The sequence below is a fragment of the Serratia sp. 25CWL12 genome, from assembly GCF_055790885.1.
This window is the reverse complement of sequence record NZ_CM147698.1, coordinates 1788887-1813728: the sequence shown is the minus strand read 5'-3', so window position 1 is coordinate 1813728 and position 24842 is coordinate 1788887. Positions and strand designations below refer to the sequence as shown.

General features: G+C 48.0%; 22 protein-coding genes and 1 other annotated feature. Of the genes, 5 read left to right on the top strand and 17 right to left on the bottom strand.

The features are described from left to right. Positions 1 to 12: 12 nt before the first annotated feature. The 15 genes from arnD to ACX9GV_RS07760 form a co-directional block, all read right to left on the bottom strand. The gene (arnD, locus tag ACX9GV_RS07830) at positions 13 to 906 is read right to left on the bottom strand and encodes a 4-deoxy-4-formamido-L-arabinose-phosphoundecaprenol deformylase (protein WP_473197652.1); all 894 of its coding nucleotides are present in this window, start codon (positions 904 to 906) and stop codon (positions 13 to 15) included. Next, positions 903 to 2885, bottom strand: a complete 1983-nt coding sequence (gene arnA, locus ACX9GV_RS07825; RefSeq protein WP_473197651.1) for a bifunctional UDP-4-amino-4-deoxy-L-arabinose formyltransferase/UDP-glucuronic acid oxidase ArnA — start codon at positions 2883 to 2885, stop codon at positions 903 to 905. The genes arnD and arnA overlap by 4 nt, the downstream gene beginning before the upstream one ends. Beyond that, on the bottom strand, positions 2882 to 3865 hold the full coding sequence (arnC, locus tag ACX9GV_RS07820; RefSeq protein WP_473197650.1) for an undecaprenyl-phosphate 4-deoxy-4-formamido-L-arabinose transferase: 984 nt from the start codon (positions 3863 to 3865) through the stop codon (positions 2882 to 2884). The genes arnA and arnC overlap by 4 nt, the downstream gene beginning before the upstream one ends. Continuing rightward, on the bottom strand, positions 3852 to 5006 hold the full coding sequence (gene arnB / locus ACX9GV_RS07815; protein WP_473197649.1) for a UDP-4-amino-4-deoxy-L-arabinose aminotransferase: 1155 nt from the start codon (positions 5004 to 5006) through the stop codon (positions 3852 to 3854). The genes arnC and arnB overlap by 14 nt, the downstream gene beginning before the upstream one ends. Before the next feature lie 342 nt (positions 5007 to 5348). Further along, positions 5349 to 6104 carry a vitamin B12 ABC transporter ATP-binding protein BtuD gene (btuD, locus tag ACX9GV_RS07810; protein ID WP_473197648.1) on the bottom strand — a complete coding sequence of 252 codons (756 nt, stop codon included), beginning with the start codon at positions 6102 to 6104 and terminating at the stop codon, positions 5349 to 5351. 122 nt (positions 6105 to 6226) lie between these two features. Then, a complete protein-coding gene (gene btuC, locus ACX9GV_RS07805) occupies positions 6227 to 7261 on the bottom strand; it encodes a vitamin B12 ABC transporter permease BtuC (RefSeq protein ID WP_473198002.1) in 1035 nt (344 codons plus the stop codon). Between the two features lie 104 nt (positions 7262 to 7365). Next, complete coding sequence (gene ihfA / locus ACX9GV_RS07800; RefSeq protein ID WP_023490320.1) at positions 7366 to 7662, bottom strand: integration host factor subunit alpha; 297 nt, start codon at positions 7660 to 7662, stop codon at positions 7366 to 7368. Positions 7663 to 7666: 4 nt separating this feature from the next. Further along, positions 7667 to 10054 (bottom strand): phenylalanine--tRNA ligase subunit beta, encoded by a 2388-nt coding sequence (pheT, locus tag ACX9GV_RS07795; RefSeq protein WP_473197647.1) that lies wholly within the window; start codon positions 10052 to 10054, stop codon positions 7667 to 7669. Between the two features lie 14 nt (positions 10055 to 10068). Continuing rightward, the gene (gene pheS, locus ACX9GV_RS07790) at positions 10069 to 11052 is read right to left on the bottom strand and encodes a phenylalanine--tRNA ligase subunit alpha (protein ID WP_023490322.1); all 984 of its coding nucleotides are present in this window, start codon (positions 11050 to 11052) and stop codon (positions 10069 to 10071) included. A 67-nt stretch (positions 11053 to 11119) separates the two neighbouring features. Beyond that, positions 11120 to 11244 (bottom strand) — a sequence feature (Phe leader region). A gap of 108 nt (positions 11245 to 11352) precedes the next feature. Continuing rightward, on the bottom strand, positions 11353 to 11709 hold the full coding sequence (rplT, locus tag ACX9GV_RS07785) for a 50S ribosomal protein L20 (protein WP_004963673.1): 357 nt from the start codon (positions 11707 to 11709) through the stop codon (positions 11353 to 11355). Between the two features lie 44 nt (positions 11710 to 11753). After that, positions 11754 to 11951: a 50S ribosomal protein L35 gene (gene rpmI / locus ACX9GV_RS07780; protein WP_023490323.1), complete on the bottom strand. Its 198-nt coding sequence runs from the start codon at positions 11949 to 11951 to the stop codon at positions 11754 to 11756. A 98-nt stretch (positions 11952 to 12049) separates the two neighbouring features. Next, positions 12050 to 12601, bottom strand: a complete 552-nt coding sequence (infC, locus tag ACX9GV_RS07775; RefSeq protein WP_072011676.1) for a translation initiation factor IF-3 — start codon at positions 12599 to 12601, stop codon at positions 12050 to 12052. 3 nt (positions 12602 to 12604) lie between these two features. Continuing rightward, positions 12605 to 14533 (bottom strand): threonine--tRNA ligase, encoded by a 1929-nt coding sequence (gene thrS / locus ACX9GV_RS07770; protein WP_023490325.1) that lies wholly within the window; start codon positions 14531 to 14533, stop codon positions 12605 to 12607. Between the two features lie 349 nt (positions 14534 to 14882). Continuing rightward, positions 14883 to 15767 (bottom strand): PHP domain-containing protein, encoded by an 885-nt coding sequence (locus ACX9GV_RS07765; RefSeq protein ID WP_473197646.1) that lies wholly within the window; start codon positions 15765 to 15767, stop codon positions 14883 to 14885. Between the two features lie 70 nt (positions 15768 to 15837). Further along, the gene (locus ACX9GV_RS07760) at positions 15838 to 16494 is read right to left on the bottom strand and encodes a transglycosylase SLT domain-containing protein (protein ID WP_023490327.1); all 657 of its coding nucleotides are present in this window, start codon (positions 16492 to 16494) and stop codon (positions 15838 to 15840) included. Between the two features lie 711 nt (positions 16495 to 17205). Between ACX9GV_RS07760 and ACX9GV_RS07755 the strand changes: the two genes are divergently transcribed. Further along, positions 17206 to 18075: a fructosamine kinase family protein gene (locus ACX9GV_RS07755; RefSeq protein WP_473197645.1), complete on the top strand. Its 870-nt coding sequence runs from the start codon at positions 17206 to 17208 to the stop codon at positions 18073 to 18075. A gap of 68 nt (positions 18076 to 18143) precedes the next feature. On the opposite strand, the gene ACX9GV_RS07750 is transcribed toward ACX9GV_RS07755, so the two are convergent. Next, positions 18144 to 18704, bottom strand: coding sequence for a YniB family protein (locus tag ACX9GV_RS07750; protein ID WP_023489302.1), 561 nt, complete (start codon positions 18702 to 18704; stop codon positions 18144 to 18146). Between the two features lie 326 nt (positions 18705 to 19030). On the opposite strand from ACX9GV_RS07750, the gene hxpB reads away from it, so the two are divergent. The 3 genes from hxpB (at position 19031) to ACX9GV_RS07735 (ending at position 22219) form a co-directional block, all read left to right on the top strand. Continuing rightward, positions 19031 to 19696 (top strand): hexitol phosphatase HxpB, encoded by a 666-nt coding sequence (gene hxpB / locus ACX9GV_RS07745; RefSeq protein ID WP_473197644.1) that lies wholly within the window; start codon positions 19031 to 19033, stop codon positions 19694 to 19696. A 212-nt stretch (positions 19697 to 19908) separates the two neighbouring features. Beyond that, the gene (locus ACX9GV_RS07740) at positions 19909 to 20457 is read left to right on the top strand and encodes a metal-dependent hydrolase (protein WP_023489304.1); all 549 of its coding nucleotides are present in this window, start codon (positions 19909 to 19911) and stop codon (positions 20455 to 20457) included. A gap of 370 nt (positions 20458 to 20827) precedes the next feature. Next, the gene (locus ACX9GV_RS07735) at positions 20828 to 22219 is read left to right on the top strand and encodes an L-cystine transporter (RefSeq protein ID WP_473197643.1); all 1392 of its coding nucleotides are present in this window, start codon (positions 20828 to 20830) and stop codon (positions 22217 to 22219) included. A gap of 160 nt (positions 22220 to 22379) precedes the next feature. On the opposite strand, the gene kdgR is transcribed toward ACX9GV_RS07735, so the two are convergent. Further along, positions 22380 to 23171 (bottom strand): DNA-binding transcriptional regulator KdgR, encoded by a 792-nt coding sequence (kdgR, locus tag ACX9GV_RS07730; RefSeq protein WP_473197642.1) that lies wholly within the window; start codon positions 23169 to 23171, stop codon positions 22380 to 22382. Between the two features lie 252 nt (positions 23172 to 23423). On the opposite strand from kdgR, the gene ACX9GV_RS07725 reads away from it, so the two are divergent. Continuing rightward, positions 23424 to 24812 (top strand): MFS transporter, encoded by a 1389-nt coding sequence (locus tag ACX9GV_RS07725; RefSeq protein ID WP_037385759.1) that lies wholly within the window; start codon positions 23424 to 23426, stop codon positions 24810 to 24812. Positions 24813 to 24842: the final 30 nt, after the last annotated feature.

The following is a 24842-nucleotide window of genomic DNA, read 5'->3' as shown; positions in this document are numbered from 1 at the left end:
GAAACGTCTTTCCTATATTTCCGTTTGACAACCTAGCCAACCTTCACGGCCAGGAAACGGCGCACGGGTTATATAACCTAACGGCAGTGATGCGGTATCTTGCGGTAATAAGTTGCTGAGCGGGCAGAATTCAATCTCTTGCTGTCTGGCACGCTGTAATAACTGTTCAAACATGGCTGACTGCGACATCCCCTCGACTTCAGCATGAATGGTATACACCGGCACGCCCGCATCATTTTCAATGGCACGCAAAATGTAATCATTAAAATCTGCCATGCTGACGTCGCGCCCTATCACTTCATCAAAGGTAGGGAGAGTAACGGGAATTTGTACCGTCCCGTGCTGCCCATTGGCTAATAATGGACGGAACGGATGGGTGCCACGGCAATCACTGTTGTACTGAAAAGCAAATTCTTGTTTCACCTCAACCACCCGCTGGTCAGCTCGCCACCCGGCCACCGCAGAACAGCTAACTGGTTGCCCGATGCAAGCGACCAAGGCATCAACCCCTAACTGAATCTGACGAGCCAATTCAGCTTCTGACCAACGAGCGACACGCGCCTGCCAGCCTTGATGATCCCAGGCATGCAGCCCCACTTCATGACCGGCTACCACGGTACGTTTGATAACCGGCCCTTGGGTTTTGGCAATAATCCGCCCTGGCCAGGCAGTGCCTGCCAATAGAATATCCCAGCCATACAGCGAGGCCGCATTGGAACGCAACATTTTTAGCAGGAATTGAGGCCGAAGCAGGCGCCACAAATGGCGCCCCATATTGTCTGGCCCGACACTGAAGAAGAAACTGGCCTGAATACCATACTTATCAAACAATTCCAGCAGTCGCGGTACCCCATCACGGGTACCGCTGAAGGTATCTACATCGACGCGTAGGCCAACCTTCTTCATGCATCATGACCTTCCGTTACCGTAGTACGCAGGAAATAGTCCAACGTATCGGCAACGGTTTGCTGCATGGCAATCGTTGGCTGCCAGTCCAGCAAACGGCGAGCGTTTTTGATGCTTGGAGTACGGTGTTCAACGTCCTGATAGCCTTTACCGTAATAAGCGCTACTCTCTATATCCTTAAACCCGGCAAAAGGTGGGAAATTGCCGCGCAGTGGATGCGCGTTAAAGCTAGCCAACAACATTTCCGCCAATTCACGAATACTCGCTTCGTTAGTCGGGTTGCCGATGTTGATAATTTGCCCATCACACTGACCATCACGGTTTTCAATAATGCGGTACAACGCTTCAATACCGTCATTGATATCAGTAAAGCAACGCTTCTGCTCACCACCGTCCACCAGTTTAATCGGTGAACCTTCAACCAGATTAAGGATCAACTGAGTGATCGCACGGGAAGAACCGATACGTGCGGCATCCAGGTTATCTAAACGTGGGCCCATCCAGTTAAATGGACGGAACAACGTGAATTTCAGCCCTTCTTTGGCACCATAAGCCCAGATGACGCGATCCAGCAATTGCTTGGAAACCGAGTAAATCCAACGCTGCTTGTTGATCGGCCCGACGATGAGACGCGAATGGTCCTCATCAAACTCTTTGTCATCACACATACCGTAAACTTCGGATGTGGATGGAAAAATGATGCGTTTGTTGTATTTCACGCAGTCACGAACGATTTTCAGGTTCTCTTCAAAATCCAGTTCGAAAACACGTAGCGGGTTACGGGTATACTCAATCGGCGTAGCAATAGCTACCAGTGGCAATATCACATCACATTTCTTGATGTGATATTCGATCCACTCAGAGTGAATACTGATATCCCCTTCCACAAAGTGGAAACGTGGGTTATCCAGGAAACGGCTGATAGCATCAGAACCGATATCCAGGCCATAAATATCATACTGATCTTCACGCAGCAAACGCTCGGTCAAGTGATTACCAATAAAACCGTTAACCCCGAGGATCAATACACGTGTTCTACGCTTCTTGGTAACACTAGCCTTTGGTGACAAGCGGACATCAGTCACAATGCCCATTTCCAGCGCCAAGCGGCTACCCTGCACGTATAAACCGGACTCACTTTGCCCAGCGACGATTTCCAGTGCCCCTTCACCACAGGCAATAACCAACGGTGATGTGCTTAGCACTGTGCCAGGTTGTTTGTCATGTTGCATATTCAACACACGTGAACGCCAGACAATCAACTGCCGTTGCCCAAGATAGCTGAAGGCACCGGGATAGGGTTCGGTTACGGCACGCACCAGATTGTTGAGCTCATGGGCAGATTTATGCCACTGGAGCTCACCGTCAGCCGCAGTACGGCGACCAAAATAACTGGCTTGCGCTTCGTTTTGCGGAGTAAAGATCGCCGTGCCGTTCTTCAGCTTAGGCAACTGCTCTGCCAAGACGACCTTAGCCGCTTCCAACACTTTCTTGTGAAGCGTCAAGGCGGTGTCATCTTCGCTAATGGTCACTTTATGCTGACCAACAATATCACCTGCATCTGGGCGCTTAACCATCTTGTGTAGCGTTGCCCCGGTTTCCGTTTCCCCGTTCAATACGGCCCAATTAATGGGTGCACGACCACGATATTTTGGCAACAGTGAACCATGCAGATTAAAACCACCTTGCGGGGCCAGTGAGAGGATCTCCTCCCCCAGCATGTTGCGGTAATAGAAAGAGAAAATAATATCTGGCTGCAGTTCACGTATACGTTCGACCCACAGCGGGTGATTCACATCTTCTGGTGCATAGACAGGCAGATCAAGCTCCGCCCCTTGACGCGCGACAGAGGAGAAGAAGTTGTTCTCACCAGGATCATCGGTATGTGTAAAAACAGCCTGCACATCATAGCCCGCTTCAGTGACTGCTTTTAAGCCGGCACAGCCGATATCATGGTAAGCAAATACAATGGCTTTCATCTTTCTTCTTCCTGAGTATTTTGGGCCTGTTTGGCACCGACTACTTTCTGAACAAAATAACGCGGGCGAGCACGAACATCGTTATAAATACGACCGATATACTCCCCCAGCAATCCCATACCGATAAACTGTGCACCAATAAAGGTAAACAGCACGGCAAACAGGGTGAATACACCGCCAACGGCCCAATCCGGGCCTAAAATCAAGCGCAGTACCAGCAACAATATCGCCAACACAAACCCGGACAACGCAATCACACTACCGACAACACTAAGCAAACGCAGTGGTGTGGTGGTCAGGCTGGTCACCAGGTCATACATGAGATTAATCAGCTTCATCAGGCTGTATTTGGAGTCACCAAACTCACGCTCTGCATGGCTCACTTCAATCTCTGTTGTAGAGCGCGCAAACGTATTCGCCAGAATCGGGATAAAGGTACTGCGCTCATGGCAATGCAGCATTGCATCAATGATATGGCGACGATAAGCCCGCAACATGCAACCGTAATCCCCCATGGATTTACCGGTGGCTCGCTGGATCATCATATTAATCACACGCGAGGCCGTTTTGCGGAACCAAGAATCCTGACGGTTGGCACGCACCGTACCGACGACGTCATACCCCTCTTCTGCCACACTAACCAACCGAGGAATTTCTTCTGGTGGATTTTGCAGATCAGCATCCAGTGTGATCACCAGGTCACCACTGACCTGATTAAAACCCGCCATAATGGCAGAGTGCTGACCATAGTTACGATTGAGTAATACCGCGATAATACAGCTATCCGGCTGCTCCGCAGCTGCGGCCAACATCTCGGCTGAGTTGTCACTGCTACCATCATCAACCAAAATGATTTCATAGGGTTGTGATAATTGCTTACAGGCGGTGGTGGTACGCTCCAGTAATGCAGGCAAACTTTCCTGCTCATTAAATACCGGTATCACCACCGACACTTTTTTAATCGGTTCAAAGCGAGACACGTGAAGACTCCAGAATAGAAAATAAGGCATTTACGACGCGGTCGACATCCGCTTCTGTCATATCCGGGAATAGCGGTAACGTGCATAAGCGCGCTGAATTCCACTCAGTATTCGGCAAAGAAAGGTCCGGATAACGTTCACGATAATATTTTTGCATGTGGGCAGCGCGGAAATGCAAACCCGTCCCCACCCCCACCTCTTTCAAGCGCTCCATCAATTGGTCACGCTCAATGCCACAACGTTGTGCATCAACACGGATCATAAACAGATGCCACGCATGATCATGGGGATAATCGGGCAAGCCTAAAGGCTGAAATGGGGAATCTTTCAGTGCGCTGAGGTAGCGTTCAGCCAACACTTTGCGCCGCGCGTTAAGCTCAGGCAACCGAGCCAGTTGTACCACGGCAATGGCGGCATGGATATCAGAAAGGTTATATTTATAACCCGGTTCAATCACCTCGGCCTGCGGTTTACGCCCCTGCAATTGACGGTCAAAAGCATCAACAGCCAAGCCATGAAATTTCAAACAACGCAAGCGATCAGCCAGCGCATCGTCATCAGTGGCAATCAAGCCACCTTCAGCGCAAGTCAGATTCTTGATGGCATGGAAAGAAAAAATCGCTGTACCACGTGCGCCAACCCACTCCCCATTGAAACGCGTCCCCACTGCATGGGCGGCATCTTCGATCAAAGGAATATTATGGCGCTGGGCCACTTCGCGTAACGCCGCTATCGGTAGTGGTGCCCCTGCATAATGAACCGGCACAATGGCTTTAGTCCGTGCAGTAATGGCAGACTCAACATCCGCAGCGCTAACCATCAACGTATCGTGATCCACATCGATCATCACCGGCGTTGCGCCAAGCAGTTCGATCATATTGATGGTAGACACCCAGGTCTGGGAAGGTGTAATCACCTCATCACCTGGCCCTATTCCTAATGCCATCAAGGTGATATGCATACCCGCAGTAGCGGAGCAGACAGCAATTGCGTGTTTACATCCAAACGTTTTGCAAAACTCACTTTCTAATTGCTGATTCTGCGGCCCGGTAGTGATCCAGCCGGAACGTAATACCTTTTCTACCGCCGCAATCTCTTCATCACCAATCGCTGGGCGCGAAAAAGGTAGAAATTGATCCATAATTAAACCCCAAACATCGCAAGAATTCTTTAAGCCACGGTAAAACTCTAATGTTTAACAAGTGGTAAACATCAGAGAGTGATCCCAGATAGATCGAATTGACTATTTTCAAGAAAGGAGCTAACTACCTGTATTACCGATAGATAGCGCTAAAAATTTGAAAAATATTTTTATGCTATAATACTTATTTACTTAATTCTAACTTAGAGCTTCCATCGTAGCACGAAACTCGAATTCTTCAATATTAAATAGTTTTTTAACCGGGTTTTTCAGATATTCTTTTAATATATGCCCACGCTTAAGTGACCTCAGTGCACAAGGATAACCAACGCCTAGTAATAGTTACAGCGCCTTGGCTATCAGCCAATTTTGATCCCCTAACACCTGTAGATGAAAATCAATACCATAAACATCGGATAATAACGCTGGCACCATCACTTCCTGCGCACGGCCCTGGGCCACCAAACGCCCTTGATGTAGCAGCCATATCTGGTCTGCCTGCTGTAATGTATGGTTAAGGTCATGTGCACACACCAAGGCAGTGCGGCCACTATGGCAAAATTCACCTAGCAGCCTGTCCAACGCCATTTTCTGAGCAATATCCAGGCTGTTGGTAGGTTCATCAAGTAGCAATAGTTGGCTTTGCGGATTCACCGTCGGCCAAACCTGCAGCAGTACCGCAACCAGACGAACACGTTGCCATTCCCCACCGGAAAGTTGTGTCAGCATACGCGGCAACTTATCCTCAAGTTTGAGGCTTTGTGTCAGGTAGCAAATCGCCTTTTCCAAATGACTTTCATCGGATCCAGTCGGTTGATGTAGTGCGAGGTATTGAAATACCGTCATCAGTGCCATTGGAGGTTGTTGCTGACAAAGGTAAGCGCGGTATCTGGCCAGTTGATTGGCTGAATACTCATCGATTGGCACCCCTGATAAGCGGATTTCACCTACGCCCGGCAATATTCCCGCTAACCGTGCCAACAAGGTGCTTTTCCCTGCGCCATTTGGACCGACCAAATGGAGTTGCACCCCAGCGGCAATCTGCCCAGAAAAGCGGGTCAAACGCCCTGCTACACCCACTTGACTCAATTGCAGCATATTCCTGATATTCCTTACGTCAACAGAGGTTGTTGGTTGATGCCCGTTAACTTTTGCACCGTACCACTGGCTGGCTGGCATTTTTATCTGGCATAGTTATCTGGCATTGTTATCTGACATTGTTATCTGACATTTTTTGTCCCAATCAACAACCAGATAAATACCGGTGCGCCCAATGTCGCGGTCACCACACCGATAGGTAATTCGGATGAAAAAAGTACAATACGTGCGACCACATCAGCAGCCAATAGCACTCCAGCCCCGGCCATAGCGCAACCCGGCAACAGGAAACGTTGGTTAGTCAACCCCGTCAAACGCAAAATATGCGGAATAACCAGCCCAATAAAACCAATAACGCCCGCTAAAGCCACGCTGGTACCGACCAGCCAACCAATAGCCAGCACGATAAGATTGCGCCAAAGGTGAATAGAAAGACCCAACTGCCTGGCTTGTACCTCACCCAGTGCCATCATGTTTAACACCGAACCTTGCAAGCATAACCAGACCAGCACCGGTAACAGCAACAATAATAGCCACTTCTGCCGCCAATCCACTCCGCCAAATCCCCCCATCATCCAATACATCAATTGGCGCAGATCAAGGCTTGAGCTAAAATAAACCGCCCAGATCATCACTGCGCTGCATACCATCCCCAACGCAACCCCCACCAACAGCAAACGGGCATTACTCAAGCGATGGCGCAAGGCAAAACCCAGCAGCAGAAAAGTCATGGCCAGCGCACCGCCAATGGCACTCAAACTCAGTAATATGACAGGGAGCAAGCCATGCCCCAACAGAACAGCCAGTACTAACGCCACACCAGCACCATTCGCCACACCGAGTAAACCGGGTTCTGCCAACGGATTTTCAAACACTGCCTGCATCGCCGCTCCCGCTACTGCCAGACTCGCGCCGACCACCATCACCGCTAAAGCACGTGGCAGACGCAACTGCCAAACAAATAGTTGGGCTGATTCACTGAACCACTGTGAGGGCCAGATCCAGATATCTCCCGCACTTAAGCTGAGAATAAAAACCACTAACATTGCCAGCATCAATAACAACAAATAACGCTTATCACGGCGCTGCTGATTTTGTTGCAACCAAGTGAAGGTGTGATTGGTTGGTGTGTTATTTGGCGTGTGATTGGTTGGCATGTTATTGGCAGACGTGTTATTGGCAGACATAGCGCCAAGCTCCCAGTCCTTATATTTCCCATAAGAAAAAGGCCGCAAACGCGGCCTTTTTGGTTTATTCCAACTTACTCTTTCGGGTTCGCATTCTCAACCCGGCTTTTCAGTTTCTGACCCGGACGGAAGGTGACCACACGACGCGCCGTAATCGGAATGTCTTCACCGGTTTTCGGATTGCGTCCCGGACGTTGGTTTTTATCTCGCAAATCAAAATTACCAAAACCCGATAGTTTCACTTGTTCCCCATTCTCCAGAGCCCGACGGACTTCTTCAAAGAACAGTTCTACCAGGTCTTTGGCGTCCCGTTTGCTAAGCCCAAGCTTTTCAAACAGGTGTTCTGACATTTCAGCTTTAGTAAGCGCCATAGGTTCAATCCCTCAAGGATGCTTGGAACCGCTGTTTTAGCGCCTCTACACATTTCGCAACGGTAGAGGCAATCTCCTCTTCTTCCAGTGTACGGGCATTATCCTGCAATATCAGACTGATAGCCAAGCTCTTGTAACCCTCTGCTACGCCTTTGCCACGGTACACATCGAACAAGTTTACGCCAACTATCTGATTTACGCCAACTTTCTTGCACTCCGCCAAAATATCTTCTGCCGCGACGTTTTCAGCCACTACGACAGCAATATCACGGCGGTTTGCAGGGAAGCGGGAAACCTCACGCGCCTGAGGCACAGCGCGGGTCGCGACCTTGTTCCACTCCAGTTCAAATACCACTGTTCTGCCGTTAAGATCCAGTTTACGCTCAAGTTCTGGGTGAATTACACCGATGAAACCGATGCGCTCACCCTGCAAATAAATTGCAGCACTCTGCCCTGGATGTAATGCGGGATTGGCCTCCGATTTGAACTGAATGTCAGATAATTTACCTGTCAATTCTAATACAGATTCCAGATCGCCTTTTAAATCATAGAAGTCCACAGGCTTTCTTGCCAGATCCCAATGTTCTTCGTGTGTATGCCCAGCGATCACCCCTGCCAGCATGACATCCTGACGGATACCCAGATCAGCATGAGTATCAGGCACAAAGCGCAACCCGCTTTCAAACAGGCGTACACGTGTCTGTTGACGATTCTGGTTATATACCACCGCTGACAGCAACCCCGTCCACAACGAGAGACGCATTGCCGACATATCAACGGAAATAGGGCTTGGCAGGATCAGCACCTCTTCATTGGGGTGCAGTAATGCCTGCACTTTCGGATCAACAAAACTGTAAGTAATTGCTTCCTGGAAGCCATGATCCACCAACATGGTTTTCACGCGCTTCAAGTCCAGATCAGATTCACGATGCTGAGACATGACTAAATCGGCACGCACTGGCACATCGGGAATGTTGTTATAGCCATAAATACGGGCAACTTCTTCCACCAGATCTTCTTCGATTTCCATATCAAAGCGCCAGCTTGGTGCAACCGCCAGCCAATTATCACCCTGCTCAGTTACCTGGCAACCCAAACGGCGCAAAATATCACTCACCTGATTGCTCGGCACCACATGACCAATCAAACGGTCAAGTTTTTCACGACGCAACAGAATGGAGGCGCGTTTTGGTAAGCTGTTTTCATCGGTAACATCAATCACCGGGCCGGCCTGACCACCGCAGATTTCGATAAGCAAGCTTGTTGCGCGTTCCATGGCTTTGTATTGCAATGCAGGATCCACGCCGCGCTCATAGCGGTGGGAAGCATCGGTATGCAGGCCATGACGACGCGCTCGGCCAGTAATGGCCAGTGGATTGAAAAAAGCACACTCCAGCAACACATCCTGCGTTTCATCATTCACACCAGAATGTTCGCCACCAAAGATACCGCCCATTGCCAGGGCTTTTTGATGATCGGCAATCACTAAGGTATCTGCGCTTAATTTGGCCTCGTTACCATCCAGCAGGCGCAAGGTTTCCCCAGCACTTGCCATACGCACCACAATGCCACCTTCAATGCGATTCAAATCGAAGGCGTGCATCGGCTGACCTAACTCCATCAGTACATAGTTGGTAACATCCACCACTGCATCAATAGAACGAATACCACTACGGCGCAGTTTTTCACGCATCCAAAGCGGTGAAGGTGCCTTTACGTTGATGCCCTTCACTACTCGACCGAGATAACGTGGACACGCCTGTGGCGCTTCTACACGGATTGGCAGCGTATCAGAAATTGTCGCAACCACCGGGCTCATCTCTGGCTCATTCAGCGGCAGTTGGTTCAATACGGCAACATCCCGCGCGACACCAATAATACCCAGGCAATCGGCACGATTTGGCGTCACACTGATTTCGATTGCGTTGTCATTCAGCTTTAAGTAATCACGAATATCCGTACCAATTGGCGCATCTTGCGGCAATTCAATGATGCCATCATGATCATCGGAGATCGCTAGTTCGGAAAATGAACACAACATACCTTCAGACGGTTCGCCCCGTAACTTGGCGGCCTTGATTTTGAAATCACCTGGCAGCACCGCGCCCACGGTAGCCACCGCGACTTTAAGGCCAGTACGGCAATTAGGTGCCCCACAAACGATATCCAGCAGGCGTTCACCCCCGACATCTACTTTAGTGACACGCAGTTTATCGGCATTAGGATGCTGCCCGCACTCCACGACATGCCCCACCACCACACCATCAAAAACACCTGCAACGGCTTCAACGCCATCTACCTCAAGGCCTGCCATGGTGATCTGAGTGGATAATGCTTCGCTGCTGATGGCTGGGTTTACCCACTCACGCAACCAGAGTTCACTGAATTTCATGTGATATTCCCGCCTTACTTAAACTGTTTGAGGAAACGCAGGTCATTTTCGAAAAATGCACGCAAATCGGTGACACCGTAACGCAACATAGTCAAGCGCTCCATGCCCATACCGAAGGCGAAGCCAGAATAGATCTCTGGATCGATGCCAACATTACGTAGCACGTTCGGGTGCACCATGCCGCAACCTAACACTTCCAGCCATTTGCCATTTTTCCCCATCACATCCACTTCCGCTGAAGGTTCTGTAAACGGGAAATAAGAAGGACGGAAGCGGATCTGCAAATGTTCTTCAAAGAAGTTATTAAGGAATTCGTGCAGCGTTCCTTTCAGATTGGTAAAGCTGATATTTTTATCAACGATCAAGCCTTCCATCTGATGGAACATTGGCGTATGTGTCTGATCGTAGTCATTGCGGTACACACGACCCGGCGCAATAATACGAATTGGCGGTTGCTGGTTCTTCATGGTGCGGATCTGCACACCGGAAGTCTGAGTACGCAGCAGGCGTGTCGCATCAAACCAGAAGGTGTCATGGTCGGCCCGTGCCGGGTGGTGCCCTGGAATATTCAAGGCATCAAAGTTGTGATAGTCATCTTCAATTTCAGGCCCAGTTTCTACTGAAAAGCCCAGCTCACCAAAAAAGGTTTCAATACGTTCAATGGTGCGGCTAACCGGATGCAAACCACCATTCTCCAGGCGACGACCAGGCAAAGAGACATCGATGGTCTCTGCGGCCAAGCGCGCATTCAATACGGCTGATTCCAACGCATTCTTACGTGTATTCAGCGCATCCTGAACATCCTGTTTAGCCTGGTTAATTACTGCACCAGCGGCCGGGCGCTCATCTGCGGGGACATCCCGTAGTGACTGCATCTGCAAGGTAAAATGACCTTTTTTGCCTAAATATTCGACGCGTACCAAATCCAACGCGGCAACATCCTGGGCATCTTCTATGGCTGCTATTGCCTTAGCAACCAGCTCTGCGAGATGTGGCATTATGTTCCTCTTCCTCTGGCCGATATGGCCCTAAGTCATGACTGATAATTTATGTTCTATGACCAAAAGCAAAAAAGCCTCCATGAGGGAGGCTTGAGCGCTATTTTTCGTTTCTTTTCTTACGCGCAAAGCCCCCTGTAATCAGGCGCTAAAGGAAAAAAAGAAACGAAACATAGCAGTGTGCATACTTGCATTACCTTGTTAAATAAAAATCGGCCTGTCTTATGCTACGGCCAACAAATGTCACTTTTACTCTCTGATACAAGGATAAAAGAGGGAGCAAGCTCCCTCTTCTTATTCTTACGCCAGAGCTGCTTTCGCTTTTTCAACCAGTGCGCCAAAGGCCACTTTGTCAAATACAGCGATATCAGCCAGGATCTTACGGTCAATTTCAATAGAGGCTTTTTTCAGGCCATTAATGAACTTGCTGTAGGACAGGCCGTTCTGACGAGCAGCTGCGTTAATACGTGCAATCCACAGCTGACGGAATTGACGCTTACGTTGACGACGGTCACGGTAAGCATACTGTCCTGCTTTGATTACTGCCTGGAAGGCAACACGATATACGCGCGAACGGGCACCGTAGTAACCTTTCGCCTGCTTTAAAATTTTCTTGTGACGTGCGCGTGCAATTACACCACGTTTTACGCGAGCCATATGCTCTCTCCTAAAGTCTTATTCTTGATTCAAAAAAAAGCGGCTTATGCGTACGGCAAGCACGCAATTACCAGGACCAGATCGTTCTTAGACACCATGCCTTTCGGACGCAGATGACGTTTACGCTTGGTTGATTTTTTGGTCAGAATATGACGCAGGTTAGCATGTTTACGCTTAAAACCACCGCTCCCGGTTTTTTTGAAGCGCTTGGCTGCACCACGTACAGTTTTAATCTTTGGCATGTTAATTAAATCCACTTCGCATTGTTAAACAACGAATCAATAAGGCGAATAAAACCTGCACAACGCAAGCGCTGCGCAGGTTAAATTACTTGGAAGCCTTACTGTTTCTTCTTAGGTGCGAGCACCATGATCATCTGACGGCCTTCGATCTTCGTAGGGAAGGATTCGACCACTGCCAGATCAATATCATCACACAGGTCTTTACGGACGCGGTTAAGCACTTCCATACCGATCTGCTGGTGCGCCATTTCACGCCCACGGAAACGCAGGGTGATTTTGGCTTTATCGCCATCTTCCAGAAAGCGAATCAGGTTGCGTAGTTTGACCTGATAGTCGCCATCATCGGTACCAGGACGGAATTTGATTTCCTTCACCTGGATAACTTTTTGTTTCTTCTTCTGTTCTTTAGTCGACTTACTCTTCTCGTAAAGGAACTTGCCGTAATCCATGATTCGGCAAACTGGCGGTTCGGCATTTGGGCTGATTTCTACTAAATCAACACCTGCTTCCTCAGCTTTTTCAAGAGCTTCATTCAGACTGACAATACCAATCTGCTCGCCATCGACGCCTGTTAGGCGAACTTCTTGCGCGCGAATCTCTCTGTTAATCCGATTTGGACGCGCCGGTTGAACTCGTTTTCCGCCTTTAATACTTTATTCCTCCAGTTGATGAAGACTACGGCTGCGGATCTCTTTTTGCAGCTTGTCTATAACGTCACTTACATCCAGGCTTCCCAGGTCTTTGCCGCGGCGAGTACGAACGGCAACTTTGCCTGTTTCGACTTCTTTATCACCGCACACCAACATGTAAGGAACCCGACGTAAAGTATGTTCGCGAATTTTAAAGCCAATCTTCTCGTTTCTCAAGTCCGCTTTTGCTCTAATGCCTGCATCTTGCAGTTTTTTTGTCAATTGCTGGACATAATCAGACTGACTATCGGTGATATTCATCACCACTACCTGCACTGGAGCAATCCAGGTTGGGTAGAAACCGGCATATTCTTCGGTAAGGATACCAATGAAACGTTCCATGGAACCCAAGATAGCACGGTGAATCATTACCGGAACCAGACGTTCGTTGTTTTCGCCAACATACGATGCGCCTAAACGGCCTGGTAAGAAGAAATCGAGTTGCACGGTACCACATTGCCATGCGCGATCCAAACAATCATGCAAGGTAAATTCAATTTTTGGTCCGTAAAAGGCCCCTTCACCTGGCTGAAACTCAAACGGAATACCGTTTTCAGTCAGCGCAGCGGCCAGATCGTCCTCAGCGCGGGTCCACATCTCATCCGTACCGATACGTTTCTCTGGACGCGTAGAGAGTTTCACTGCGATTTTTTCAAAGCCGAAGGTACCGTACATATCATAGACCATCTTGATACAGTCATTCACCTCTGAACGAACCTGATCTTCGGTACAAAAGATATGAGCATCATCCTGAGTGAAACCACGGACACGCATCAAGCCATGCAGCGAACCGGATGGTTCATTACGATGGCAACTACCAAACTCACCCATACGCAGCGGCAAATCACGGTAAGACTTCAACCCTTGATTAAAGATTTGCACATGACCCGGGCAGTTCATCGGTTTAATGCAATATTCACGGTTTTCTGACGATGTGGTAAACATCGCTTCTTTATAGTTTTCCCAGTGCCCAGTTTTCTCCCAAAGGACACGGTCCATCATAAACGGCCCTTTCACTTCCTGATACTGGTACTCTTTAAGCTTCATACGGACAAAAGCTTCCAGCTCACGGAAAATGGTCCAGCCATCGTTATGCCAAAACACCATACCCGGTGCTTCTTCCTGCATATGGTAAAGGTCGAGCTGTTTACCAATTTTGCGGTGGTCACGTTTAGCGGCTTCTTCCAGGCGCTGCAAATAGGCGTTCAACTGCTTTTTATCTGCCCAGGCAGTACCATAAATACGTTGCAGCATTTTATTCTTGCTGTCACCACGCCAGTAAGCCCCGGAGGTCTTCTGCAGTTTGAAATGGTGGCAAAAGCGCATATTCGGCACGTGCGGACCACGGCACATGTCGATATATTCTTCATGATGATAAAGGCCCGGATGGTCATCACGGCTGACATTCTCATCCAAAATCGCCACTTTATAGCTTTCACCACGGGCAGCAAAAGTGTCACGCGCTTCCTGCCAACTCACCTTTTTCTTGATGACGTCATAATCTTTGTCAGCCAATTCATGCATCCGCTTTTCCAGCAGATCAATATCTTCCTGCGTCAGAGTATGGTCGAGATCAACGTCATAATAAAAACCATTATCGATCACTGGCCCAATGGCCATTTTAGTATTTGGCCACAGTTGTTTGATGGCATGACCCAGCAAATGCGCACAAGAGTGACGCATGATTTCTACGCCTTCATCATCTTTTATCGTGATGATAGCCAACTGAGCATCGGATTCGATCAAATCGCTGGCATCGGTCAATTCACCATTTACGCGGCCAGCAATACAGGCTTTGGCCAGACCAGGACCAATATCACGAGCAACATCCATTGGAGAAACGGCATGATCATAATGACGCTGACTTCCGTCAGGAAGAGTAATAACGGGCATTAATAATTCCTTATCTACAGTGGTGACCCTCACGACAGATCACATGTAGTACAGATATTTGATTAGTAATTAATAAGTTATATGTCATATCTCGCCCACAATTGCCAGATTGGCACATAACCTGGTAGGCCGCTAACGGCAGGCTTTCAATAATTAATAAAAGCAGCATGAATAATAACACTAAATTTGTCTACGCGTCACAGAACAACTTAGCCGAATACAAGCAACATCGGTTCATTCCGATGAGGTTCTCATCAAGAGTTTTGGGAGGCTTAACAAGCTATTGATATCAGATAATGACGGTACTGTTCTTAAGCGCTTTTATTGTACCGAGCCGAACAGAAGGGATTCATGCGCTGGCAGCAGAAACAAAACGTTTTATTTCAGCAAGATGCTGCGGGCCATAGGCACATTGTCCAACTTCGATTTTAGGTTTGTTACGCCCGTGGAAATCACTACCACAAGTTACAAATGCCGAGCGGCCAACAGTAAATTGATACAGTTGCTCCGCCAACTCTGGTGAATGATAACTTGAGAATACCTCCACCCCCATCACCCCGATCTTGAGCACATCGTCAATCACCTGGCTATGGTGGAATTTAACGTTAGCCCCAATATGTGCCAAAATCGGTATCCCGCCATTGTGACGGATCACCTCCACCATCGTGCTCATTGCAGGATAAGTCACCGGAAGATAACACACCTTTCCTGGACCAAAAAAATCCCAGTAGAAGTTGATCAGCGGCATATCCGACCTACTGCCACCAGCACGGTAAGGTAATAACAGAGGGTGATCCGCATTGCGCTGATCCTCCAGGATCACCTCCCCCATCTGTTCCTCTTGTGGGATTGCACCGCCACAGACCTGTTCCAGCCGTTGCTCATCAAGATAAAAATTTAATTCACGCAGTTTTTCAAACTTTTTGGGCGTCTGTTCCCGTTGGATACCATTAAAATGATTATGGATCGTGACGAAGTCGTCACTGTGAGTAAACCCATATCCCAACAGATGGAAGTTACGACCTTCAAAGGTACAATCGATCTCAATGCCGGAGAGTATATTCAGACTGGGGGAAGCAAATGTTTTGGCTTTCAGCACCGAGTAAGCGCTATTGTGGTCGGTTATCGCTAACGTACTGATGCCATTGGCTTGGCAGCGAGCGATAACGGTTTCAACCGGAAAATCTGCATCATCACTGTAGCTGGAGTGCATATGTAGGTCGATCTTGTCCATCAATAGTCACTCCCCAGTCTGCTAAAACAAAACTGGCCACTTTATCGTGACCAGTTATGTTAATAGGTAGTTACTCTACCATCGTCTTATAAGCCGTGGTCACTTTCCATAAATAACGCTGTGCTTGCGGTGCCGGGTGTCTCTTCTGGATATGCTGGTAAAATTCATCCGGACTCATCTGATTGATGCGGTTTACTGCCACACGTTTATCCTGCGAAAACGTCCGTAACATTGCGCCAGCACCGTTAACATAAGAGACAATAGTGGCATAGTGCAGCGTTTGGGGATTGGTGATCCCGGCAAGTTGTTGGCTTTGAATAATATTGATATAGGCTGTTCCCAGATCAATATTGACTGCCGGGTCCTTCAACTCACGTGAACTTGGCTGCCCATCTTTCCCCTTCAAACGATAGACATCGCGCCCAGCAGTTGACGATTTTAGTTGCATTAACCCCACGGCATTAGAAGTACTGACCGCATTCGGGTTAAACCCAGATTCTACCTTAATGATCGCCTTAATTAACGCCTCATCCACGCCGTAATTGCTGGCAGCCTGGCGAATATAATCGTTATAAGCGACCGGTGTTCCTGTACGATTATTGGGCATCTGCGTAGGAGGCTTCAACCAACCACCGGGACTGCTTGTTATGTTGCTGGTTGTTTGCGGTGTTTTAGCGCAACCAACCAATAATATGATCGCCGTTAGGCAGGCAATTTTTGTTTTCACAGAAAGAATCCCCCACTCCTTGTAATAAGTTGCTTCGTAGATACAACTGGTTAAGGATGCTTGGTTCTATTATCAGGGTACCCATATACCAAGAGGTGATTGATGAGTCAATCTTAAAGCTCACATTTCGTGCAGGTATTCAACCTATCCAAATGGATAACTGGCCCTAGCTAGCACATCAATACCAATAGCTATTTCTTAATAACTTTATCAATGCCGCCAATATACAAAGGGCTTATTGAGGTCTGAAATTCACATCGAAAAGTAAATACAATATATATATCAACAGGATAATTGATAATATACTAAAGAGAATCGGTGATTGATAAAGTTAAAATCTGAGGTAATGCCCTTGGACTACTATGACGATTATAACGATATAACGCGGTTACATATTGATACATAAAACTTTACCACCACAAGTCGGTACTATTATTTTCAGTGCCTATGCTTACTTGCCCTGTTTTGCTCTGATTACCCTTAATAACATTGATATTGTTAATTATTATTTGAGTAAATAACATTATCCCTCTCCCTGACTCATGTTGTTGCCAACCTACTGTAGTCGCTGGCATGCCGATGGTATATAGTCTGTTAAACATATGATGATATTTACGCCAGCAGAGTGAGTTGCTGTGCGCCACATCGTGTTTTCACAGCAGAAAAAGCGTTAAGCTAATGAAATCGTAGGTAACACAAAAGGGGATTACTATGTGGCAAGCCGTTAGCCGTCTATTAAGTGAACACCTTGGTAACGCAGAAATCCGCGAAAAGAAAGAACTACCTGGAGGAGAAATTCATCCGGCATGGTACCTACGCTTTGGTAATAACGACGTGTTTGTAAAATGCGATACCCGTGAAATGTTACCCATATTCAGCGCAGAAGCTGACCAGCTAACGCTACTGGCTCGCAGTAAAACTGTGCGGGTACCCGAAGTCTATGGTGTTGGTAGTGATCGTAATAACAGTTTTTTACTACTCGAATACCAACCACTAAAAATGCTCGATGCTCATGGGGCCTATTGTCTAGGTCAACAACTCGCCCGTCTACACCAATGGAGCGAACAGCCTCAGTTTGGTCTCGACTTTGATAACGAGCTCTCCACCACGCCACAACCCAATACCTGGCGACGCCGTTGGGGTGAGTTCTTCGCTGAACAACGCATCGGCTGGCAGTTACAATTGGCGGCAGAGAAAGGCATCACTTTCGGTGATATCGACATCATTATTGACCTCGTCTACCAGCAGCTACAACATCATCAGCCACAACCTTCTCTGTTACATGGCGATCTCTGGCCAGCTAACTGTGCACAAGCTGTCGATGGGCCAATTATGTTTGACCCTGCCTGCTATTGGGGTGATCGGGAGTGTGATTTGTCGATGCTACCGCTTTACCCTGAATTACCCCCGCAAATTTATGATGGCTACCAAAGCATATGGCCTTTGGAAGCCGGTTTTATTGAACGCCAACCCCTGTATCAACTTTACTATCTGCTTAACCGCTGCAACCTGTTTGGTGGTCAGCATCTGGTTACCGCGCAACGAGCGGTGGAAGCGTTGTTAAAATCAAAAACACCATAAACCATCAGGCAAAAACACCATAAACCATCAGGGCGCTCACCGCGCCCGATTTCCTATCCTGTAAAGTATTAAGACGCCCCTGCCATTTGCCCCAATAACTTGAATAGAAAGTAAGCCACCACCGCAATCATTATTGGTAAAATATACAACGGGAAATACTGCAAAAAAATGGTATGGTGCGGCAAAATGACCTTCGCCTCTAACTGTTCCCGAGTCTGCCCTTCGTCTCCCTTAGCGCGTTCTAAAATCATCTGATCTTCAAGACCTTCACGGATAAACTTCACCTGCCGCGACATCCGCGCACCCGAGGCTTGCAATGCCAGACCGACAAAGATCAGAAAGTAGATAATGATAAACATCAAGTTTGCACCAGCAAACAAGCTGTTAGCCGCATCAGGAACTGGCGAGTTGTACCAAAAGACATTTAAAAATGGTGAGTTCAGCCGTGCCATATCCAACATAACATGCGCAAAATCCAACATAACGGCATTAAGCCCTGCGGATTTTTCACTGTGCTGATAGACAAAATTCAATAGAGAAATCAGTGTCGAAACCAACGCAGGGATAAAAATAACCCATCCAAAAATCCGCTTAAGTATGGCAACGCGCCCGGCCTGTTGATACGTCATGAGTTCCCCTTATAAGGACGTAACTATTCATTGAGCTATACCCATCACCGATAAACGACAACCTTGTTGCATCAATGGAGGATTGACCCTCCTAGGATATGGCTACATTTGAATAAACTTGATTACCAGTTTACCCGCAGTTAATCAAACTCGCCCACCGTTTTCTTACCTGTCGTTATCCAGCGATACCGAGATTGGCTATATGCGATGTTCACATGGCTTGCTCAGCCACTTGATGCTGTGCAAGCCGCCGATGAGTAAAAATGGTAGAGTGATGAAAACATCAAACTATGGGTATCTACCAGCACTGTAGGAGTGAATATTTAATGGCATATTTTCAACCAATAACAACGGCTATCTTCGACATGGATGGTTTACTGATCGACTCCGAGCCATTGTGGCTTCAGGCGGAACTGGATATTTTTGGCGCATTGGGTCTGGATCTGTCAGATCGCCATAATTTGCCAGATACACTGGGGTTAAGGATCGATCAAGTAGTCAGAATGTGGTATCAGGCCATGCCGTGGCAAGGTGTTTCCCAAGAGGAAGTTGCCCAGCGCATTATTGAACGGGCCATCGAACTGGTACAAGAAAAGCGCCCACTGTTACCCGGGGTACAACAATCACTGGAGCTTTGCCGGTCCCTTGATTTAAACATTGGCCTGGCTTCTGCCTCCCCGCTGCACATGCAGCAACAAGTGTTGAAAATGTTTAATCTGGAAAGTTATTTTGACCAACTGGTTTCCGCCGAATACTTACCTTACAGTAAACCCCACCCGGAAGTTTATTTGATCGCCGCTGAGCGTCTGAACAGTGATCCACAATGCTGCATTACCTTGGAAGATTCCATCAATGGCATGATTGCTACCAAAGCAGCCCGTATGCGCTCAATAGTTATCCCCCCGGCAGAATATCGCCAAGACCCCCGTTGGGCCTTAGCTGACTATCAACTGCAAAGTCTGGAACAATTAACCTCAGAACACCTTAACTGACCTGCTAGCACTGGCTTGTGCCAGTGCCCATTCTTACTCTGCCCATCACCATTGATGCGGTTGGACTGCTGGCAACACTCGCTGTAAACCCGAATGCACTTAAAGTATGAAAGAGCAATACTAACAAATAGTTACACTGAAAGCGCTTTCCTGACAGTCAGAAAATCAATATACTGGATAAATTAACAGTAAATTGCACAGGATGTAAAAGTATGACCGCGGAAGGCCACCTCATCTTCTCCGTTGCTTGTATCATTTTCGCCAAGAAAACAGCGGTAACAGACACACTTGCCCATGGTGACTGGTGGCACATCATTCCCGCCGCCCTGCTGACTTCATTATTACCTGATATTGATCATCCCAAGTCATTATTGGGTCAGCGTCTGCGCTGGATTGCGATCCCTATCGCACGCATTTTTGGTCACCGGGGTTTTACTCATAGCCTGCTGGCTATCGTCGGCGGTATGTTGTTATTACAATTAGATGTGTATGGTCGTTGGCTCATTCCGGCCGATGTATTGCATGCCATGATTATTGGTTATTTTAGTCACCTGCTAGCAGATGCCCTTACCCCGGCGGGCGTCCCCTTGCTGTGGCCCTGCCGCTGGCGTTTCTGCCTGCCATTACTCAATTCCCAAAAGGGCAACCAGTTAGAACGGGTTCTGTGCCTGTGCCTAGTGGCATTTTCCCTTTACTGGCCAGGCAATGACAGCATGCCTATAGGGTCATATTGGCAACAAATTAAAAATTTCCGCTTATAGCCATTGGGTCTGAGCAACGTGAAATTGCCCTTGGCAGGTACAGCTCCGTTGTGGTTCGCGTCACAGGGTTATGGCGTACCACAGAGGTAAACTTGGCTAGATATCCTTTTTGCTGGCAATAAAGCCACTGATTCTGTATAAAAAGTTATATCAAATTCTACTTGGGTATAAGTGAGTTGATTAGCAAACTGTTACGATATTTGCCTTGTTGTCAGCCAGTTCCGTTGAATTGTACACAGGTAATAACCGCGCAAAGCCTGACGATGGCCGAGTCACCAAACCGCCCCATGCAACTTGAATAGGCATGGGGGTGCCTGTCTGTGCGTAACCACTTTTACAACCAAAAAAGATAATTGGAGAAATAATGGGGATGAACCTACCTCTCGTAATAAACGTGATGGTTTTTGCCGCCCTTCTATTGCTGTTGGCACAATCCCGCCATAAGCAATGGAGTCTGGCTAAAAAAGTGTTGGCTGGCCTGGTACTTGGGGTCGTTTTTGGGTTAGGGCTGCAACTGGTTTACGGCTCAGATAATCCGCTGCTGAAAGAGTCTATCAGTTGGTTTAACATCGTTGGTAATGGTTATGTGCAATTGCTGCAAATGATCATCATGCCATTGGTTTTCGTTTCTATTCTCAGTGCAGTGGCAAAACTGCATAATGCCGCTGCTTTAGGCACCATCAGTTTACTGACAATTGGTACCCTATTGTTCACCACCTTGATTGCCGCATTGGTGGGTGTGTTCATCACCAATCTGTTTGGTTTGACGGCATCAGGTTTGGTGCAAGGTGCCCAGGAAACGGCACGTTTGTCCGCTATCGAAACCAACTATGCCGGCAAAGTGGCTGATCTTAGCGTCCCACAGTTGATTTTGTCATTTATACCGAAAAATCCGTTTGCTGACCTGACGGGAGCCAACCCTACATCCATCATCAGTGTGGTTATTTTCGCCGCCTTCTTGGGCATAGCATCACTACAGTTGCTTAAAGATGATAATCCCAAGGGGGTTAGTGTTCTGGCAGCAATCGATACTTTGCAAGCCTGGGTAATGAAGTTGGTGCGTTTAGTGATGAAACTCACCCCTTACGGTGTCTTGGCATTGATGACCAAAGTGGTTGCTGGGTCCAATTTCCATGACATCGTTAAGTTAGGCAGTTTTGTCGTCGCCTCTTACATTGGCTTGGCTATTATGTTTGTGGTTCATGGCCTACTGCTAAGTTTTACCGGTGTGAACCCACTGAAATTCTTTCGTAAAGTATGGCCAGTGCTCACTTTTGCCTTTACCAGTCGCTCAAGTGCAGCCACTATTCCGCTCAACGTGGAAGCACAGACTCGCCGTCTGGGTGTACCAGAATCAATCGCCAGTTTTTCTGCCTCCTTTGGTGCCACCATCGGTCAAAACGGCTGTGCAGGCCTCTACCCGGCAATGCTGGCCGTGATGGTTGCCCCAACGGTGGGAATCAATCCGCTAGACCCTCTGTGGATAGCTACGCTAGTTGGCATCGTTACCATCAGTTCCGCAGGTGTGGCTGGTGTGGGTGGTGGTGCAACTTTTGCTGCGCTGATCGTTCTGCCTGCAATGGGCTTACCTGTTACCCTGGTAGCCTTATTGATTTCGGTTGAACCGCTGATCGATATGGGAAGAACGGCACTGAATGTCAGTGGCTCCATGACGGCGGGAACGGTAACCAGTCAATTAATGAAACAGACAGACAAAAGCATTATGGATAGCGAAGATGAGAAAGAATTAACCCATCAATAGGTAATCCATTCACAACGTTAACCGCTGCCTCGGCGGCGGTTAACATCTCTAGCTGATAAGCCGATATCACCCTCGTTAGCAGGCAATTGCAGATCAATAATGACCCAGAGAACCGACAACAAGGGCGCTCATCACACCCTCGCCAACATCTGCTGATGGGTTAAAATGGATAATCGCGATAGCCCATCTGTACTGAAATCAACCGGGCTGCGGTATGTAACTGTTGTACATAAGTATCTTTAGCGTCTTCGGAGAAACGGATCGTCGGGAACGAGATACTCAGCCCCGCAATAACCACACCAAAGCGGTCAAACACTGGCACCGCGATGCAGCGCAGCCCCTCTTCCTGCTCTTCAATATCCTCGCCAAAACCCTGTTCACGCACTTTATCCAGCAATGGCAACAAATCTGCAGCACAACTGATGGTGTAAGGGGTACTACGCGTAAATTCAATCTGGGAGAGGATCTCAGCAACTTCTGTACGATCACGCCATGCCAATAGCACCTTACCGATAGCAGTACTGTGTAACGGGTTACGGCGGCCAATACGCGAATACATCCGTAAATTATACATTGAGTCAATCTTGTGGATGTAAACAATGCTGTCCTCATCCAATGCACCCAAGTGGATGGTTTCACGGGTTTGCTTTGATAATTCACGCATCTGAACATCGGCACTGCGGATTAAATCAACGTGTTGAAGTGATTTAGCCCCCAGTTCAAACAGTTTTATCGTGAGTGAATATTTCTCAGACTCCCCTTCCTGGGATACGTATCCCAGTGATTTCATGGTCTGTAAAAAACGATAAACCGTGCTTTTTGACATCATTACCCGCTGCGAAAGCTCGGTAATACCAATCTCACGTTCATCACCCAGTGCCTGCAGGATACCAAACACCTTTAATACTGATGAAACCGAGTCTGGTTGCTTGTCTAGATCGATACTAGCCATAGTAAATACCTTACTTAGCTGCTTTTGTTTTAGGAAATTTGAATAAGAGTTTCAATATACTCTATCTGAAGGTAGTGAGTATAAGCGCAACAATTTATTCCATGCAATGAAAGTTGCCTAAAAATAGCCAGCAATGAAGCAATTAGCCCCATTTCCTCACCATTTTTACAATTAGCACAGAAACTGAGGGTGCATTCAGCATCGAATATGATTAGCATGTTAATACTTCCTAAGTTGATTAACAGCCTGGCTATGACGCACTCCGATTCCGACGGTTTACCCATTCCACAACGCTATGGTGCGATCCTGGCTATTGCCCTCGGCATCACCGTTTCTGTGCTTGATGGTGCCATCGCCAATGTGGCTTTGCCCACTATCGCCACCGACCTGCAGGCTAGCCCTGCCAGTTCGATCTGGATCGTCAACGCCTATCAATTGGCCATCACCATTTCATTGCTGTCTCTGGCTTCACTGGGTGACCTGATTGGTTATCGCCGTGTTTATCAGGCTGGGTTATTGCTATTCAGTATTACTTCTTTGTTCTGTGCACTTGCTGATTCGCTATTAACGCTGACTATCGCTCGCGTGCTGCAAGGGTTTGGCGCTGCAGCCATTATGAGCGTCAATACGGCATTGATCCGTATCATCTATCCACAACGGATCCTCGGGCGAGGTATCGGTATCAACTCATTGATTGTTGCTTTCTCTTCAGCAGCTGGCCCTACCGTTGCCGCTGCGATTCTATCCGTCGCCTCTTGGCAATGGCTTTTTGCCATTAACTTACCTATCGGCATCGTCGCACTACTCTTGGGAATGAAATTTCTACCTGCCAATAGTCAGAAAAGTAACAACCAGCGTTTTGACCTACTCAGTGCTCTGATGAATGCGTTAACCTTCGGTCTATTGATCATCAGTATCAGTGGCTTTGCTCAAGGGCAAAGCCTGCCATTGATTGCTGCAGAGGTTGCCGCCCTGCTGGTAATCGGTTATTTCTTTGTCCGCCGTCAGTTACATCAAGAATCACCACTATTGCCGGTAGACCTGTTACGCATCCCTATTTTTGCCTTGTCGATGGGCACCTCTGTCTGCTCCTTTGCCGCTCAGATGCTGGCCATGGTATCACTCCCCTTCTTTCTGCAGACTCATTTAGGGCGTGATGTAGTCGCCACCGGATTGCTATTAACCCCCTGGCCGTTAGCCATCATCGTGATGGCTCCCATTGCAGGTCGACTGGTGGAGCGTATTCATGCGGGTTTACTGGGGGGAATTGGCCTCGCTATCTTCGCGCTGGGGTTATTTTTGCTGGCATTACTCCCCAGCGACCCGACCGACCTCGATATTATCTGGCGTATGGTGCTTTGTGGCGCCGGGTTTGGGTTATTCCAATCCCCGAATAACCACACTATTATCTCATCTGCGCCTCGGCACCGCAGTGGTGGAGCCAGTGGTATGCTGGGCACCGCTCGTCTGTTAGGGCAAACCACCGGGGCTGCGCTGGTGGCATTGATGTTTAACTGGTTCCCGTCTAACGGAACGCATATCTCATTAGTGCTGGCGGGATCATTTGCCAGTCTGGCTGCCTTAGTCAGTTGCCTGCGTATGACGCAGCCACGCTTAGTCACCGCTGATAAAAACCAATAGCTCACTTCACAAACAACAAGCCCCGGATTA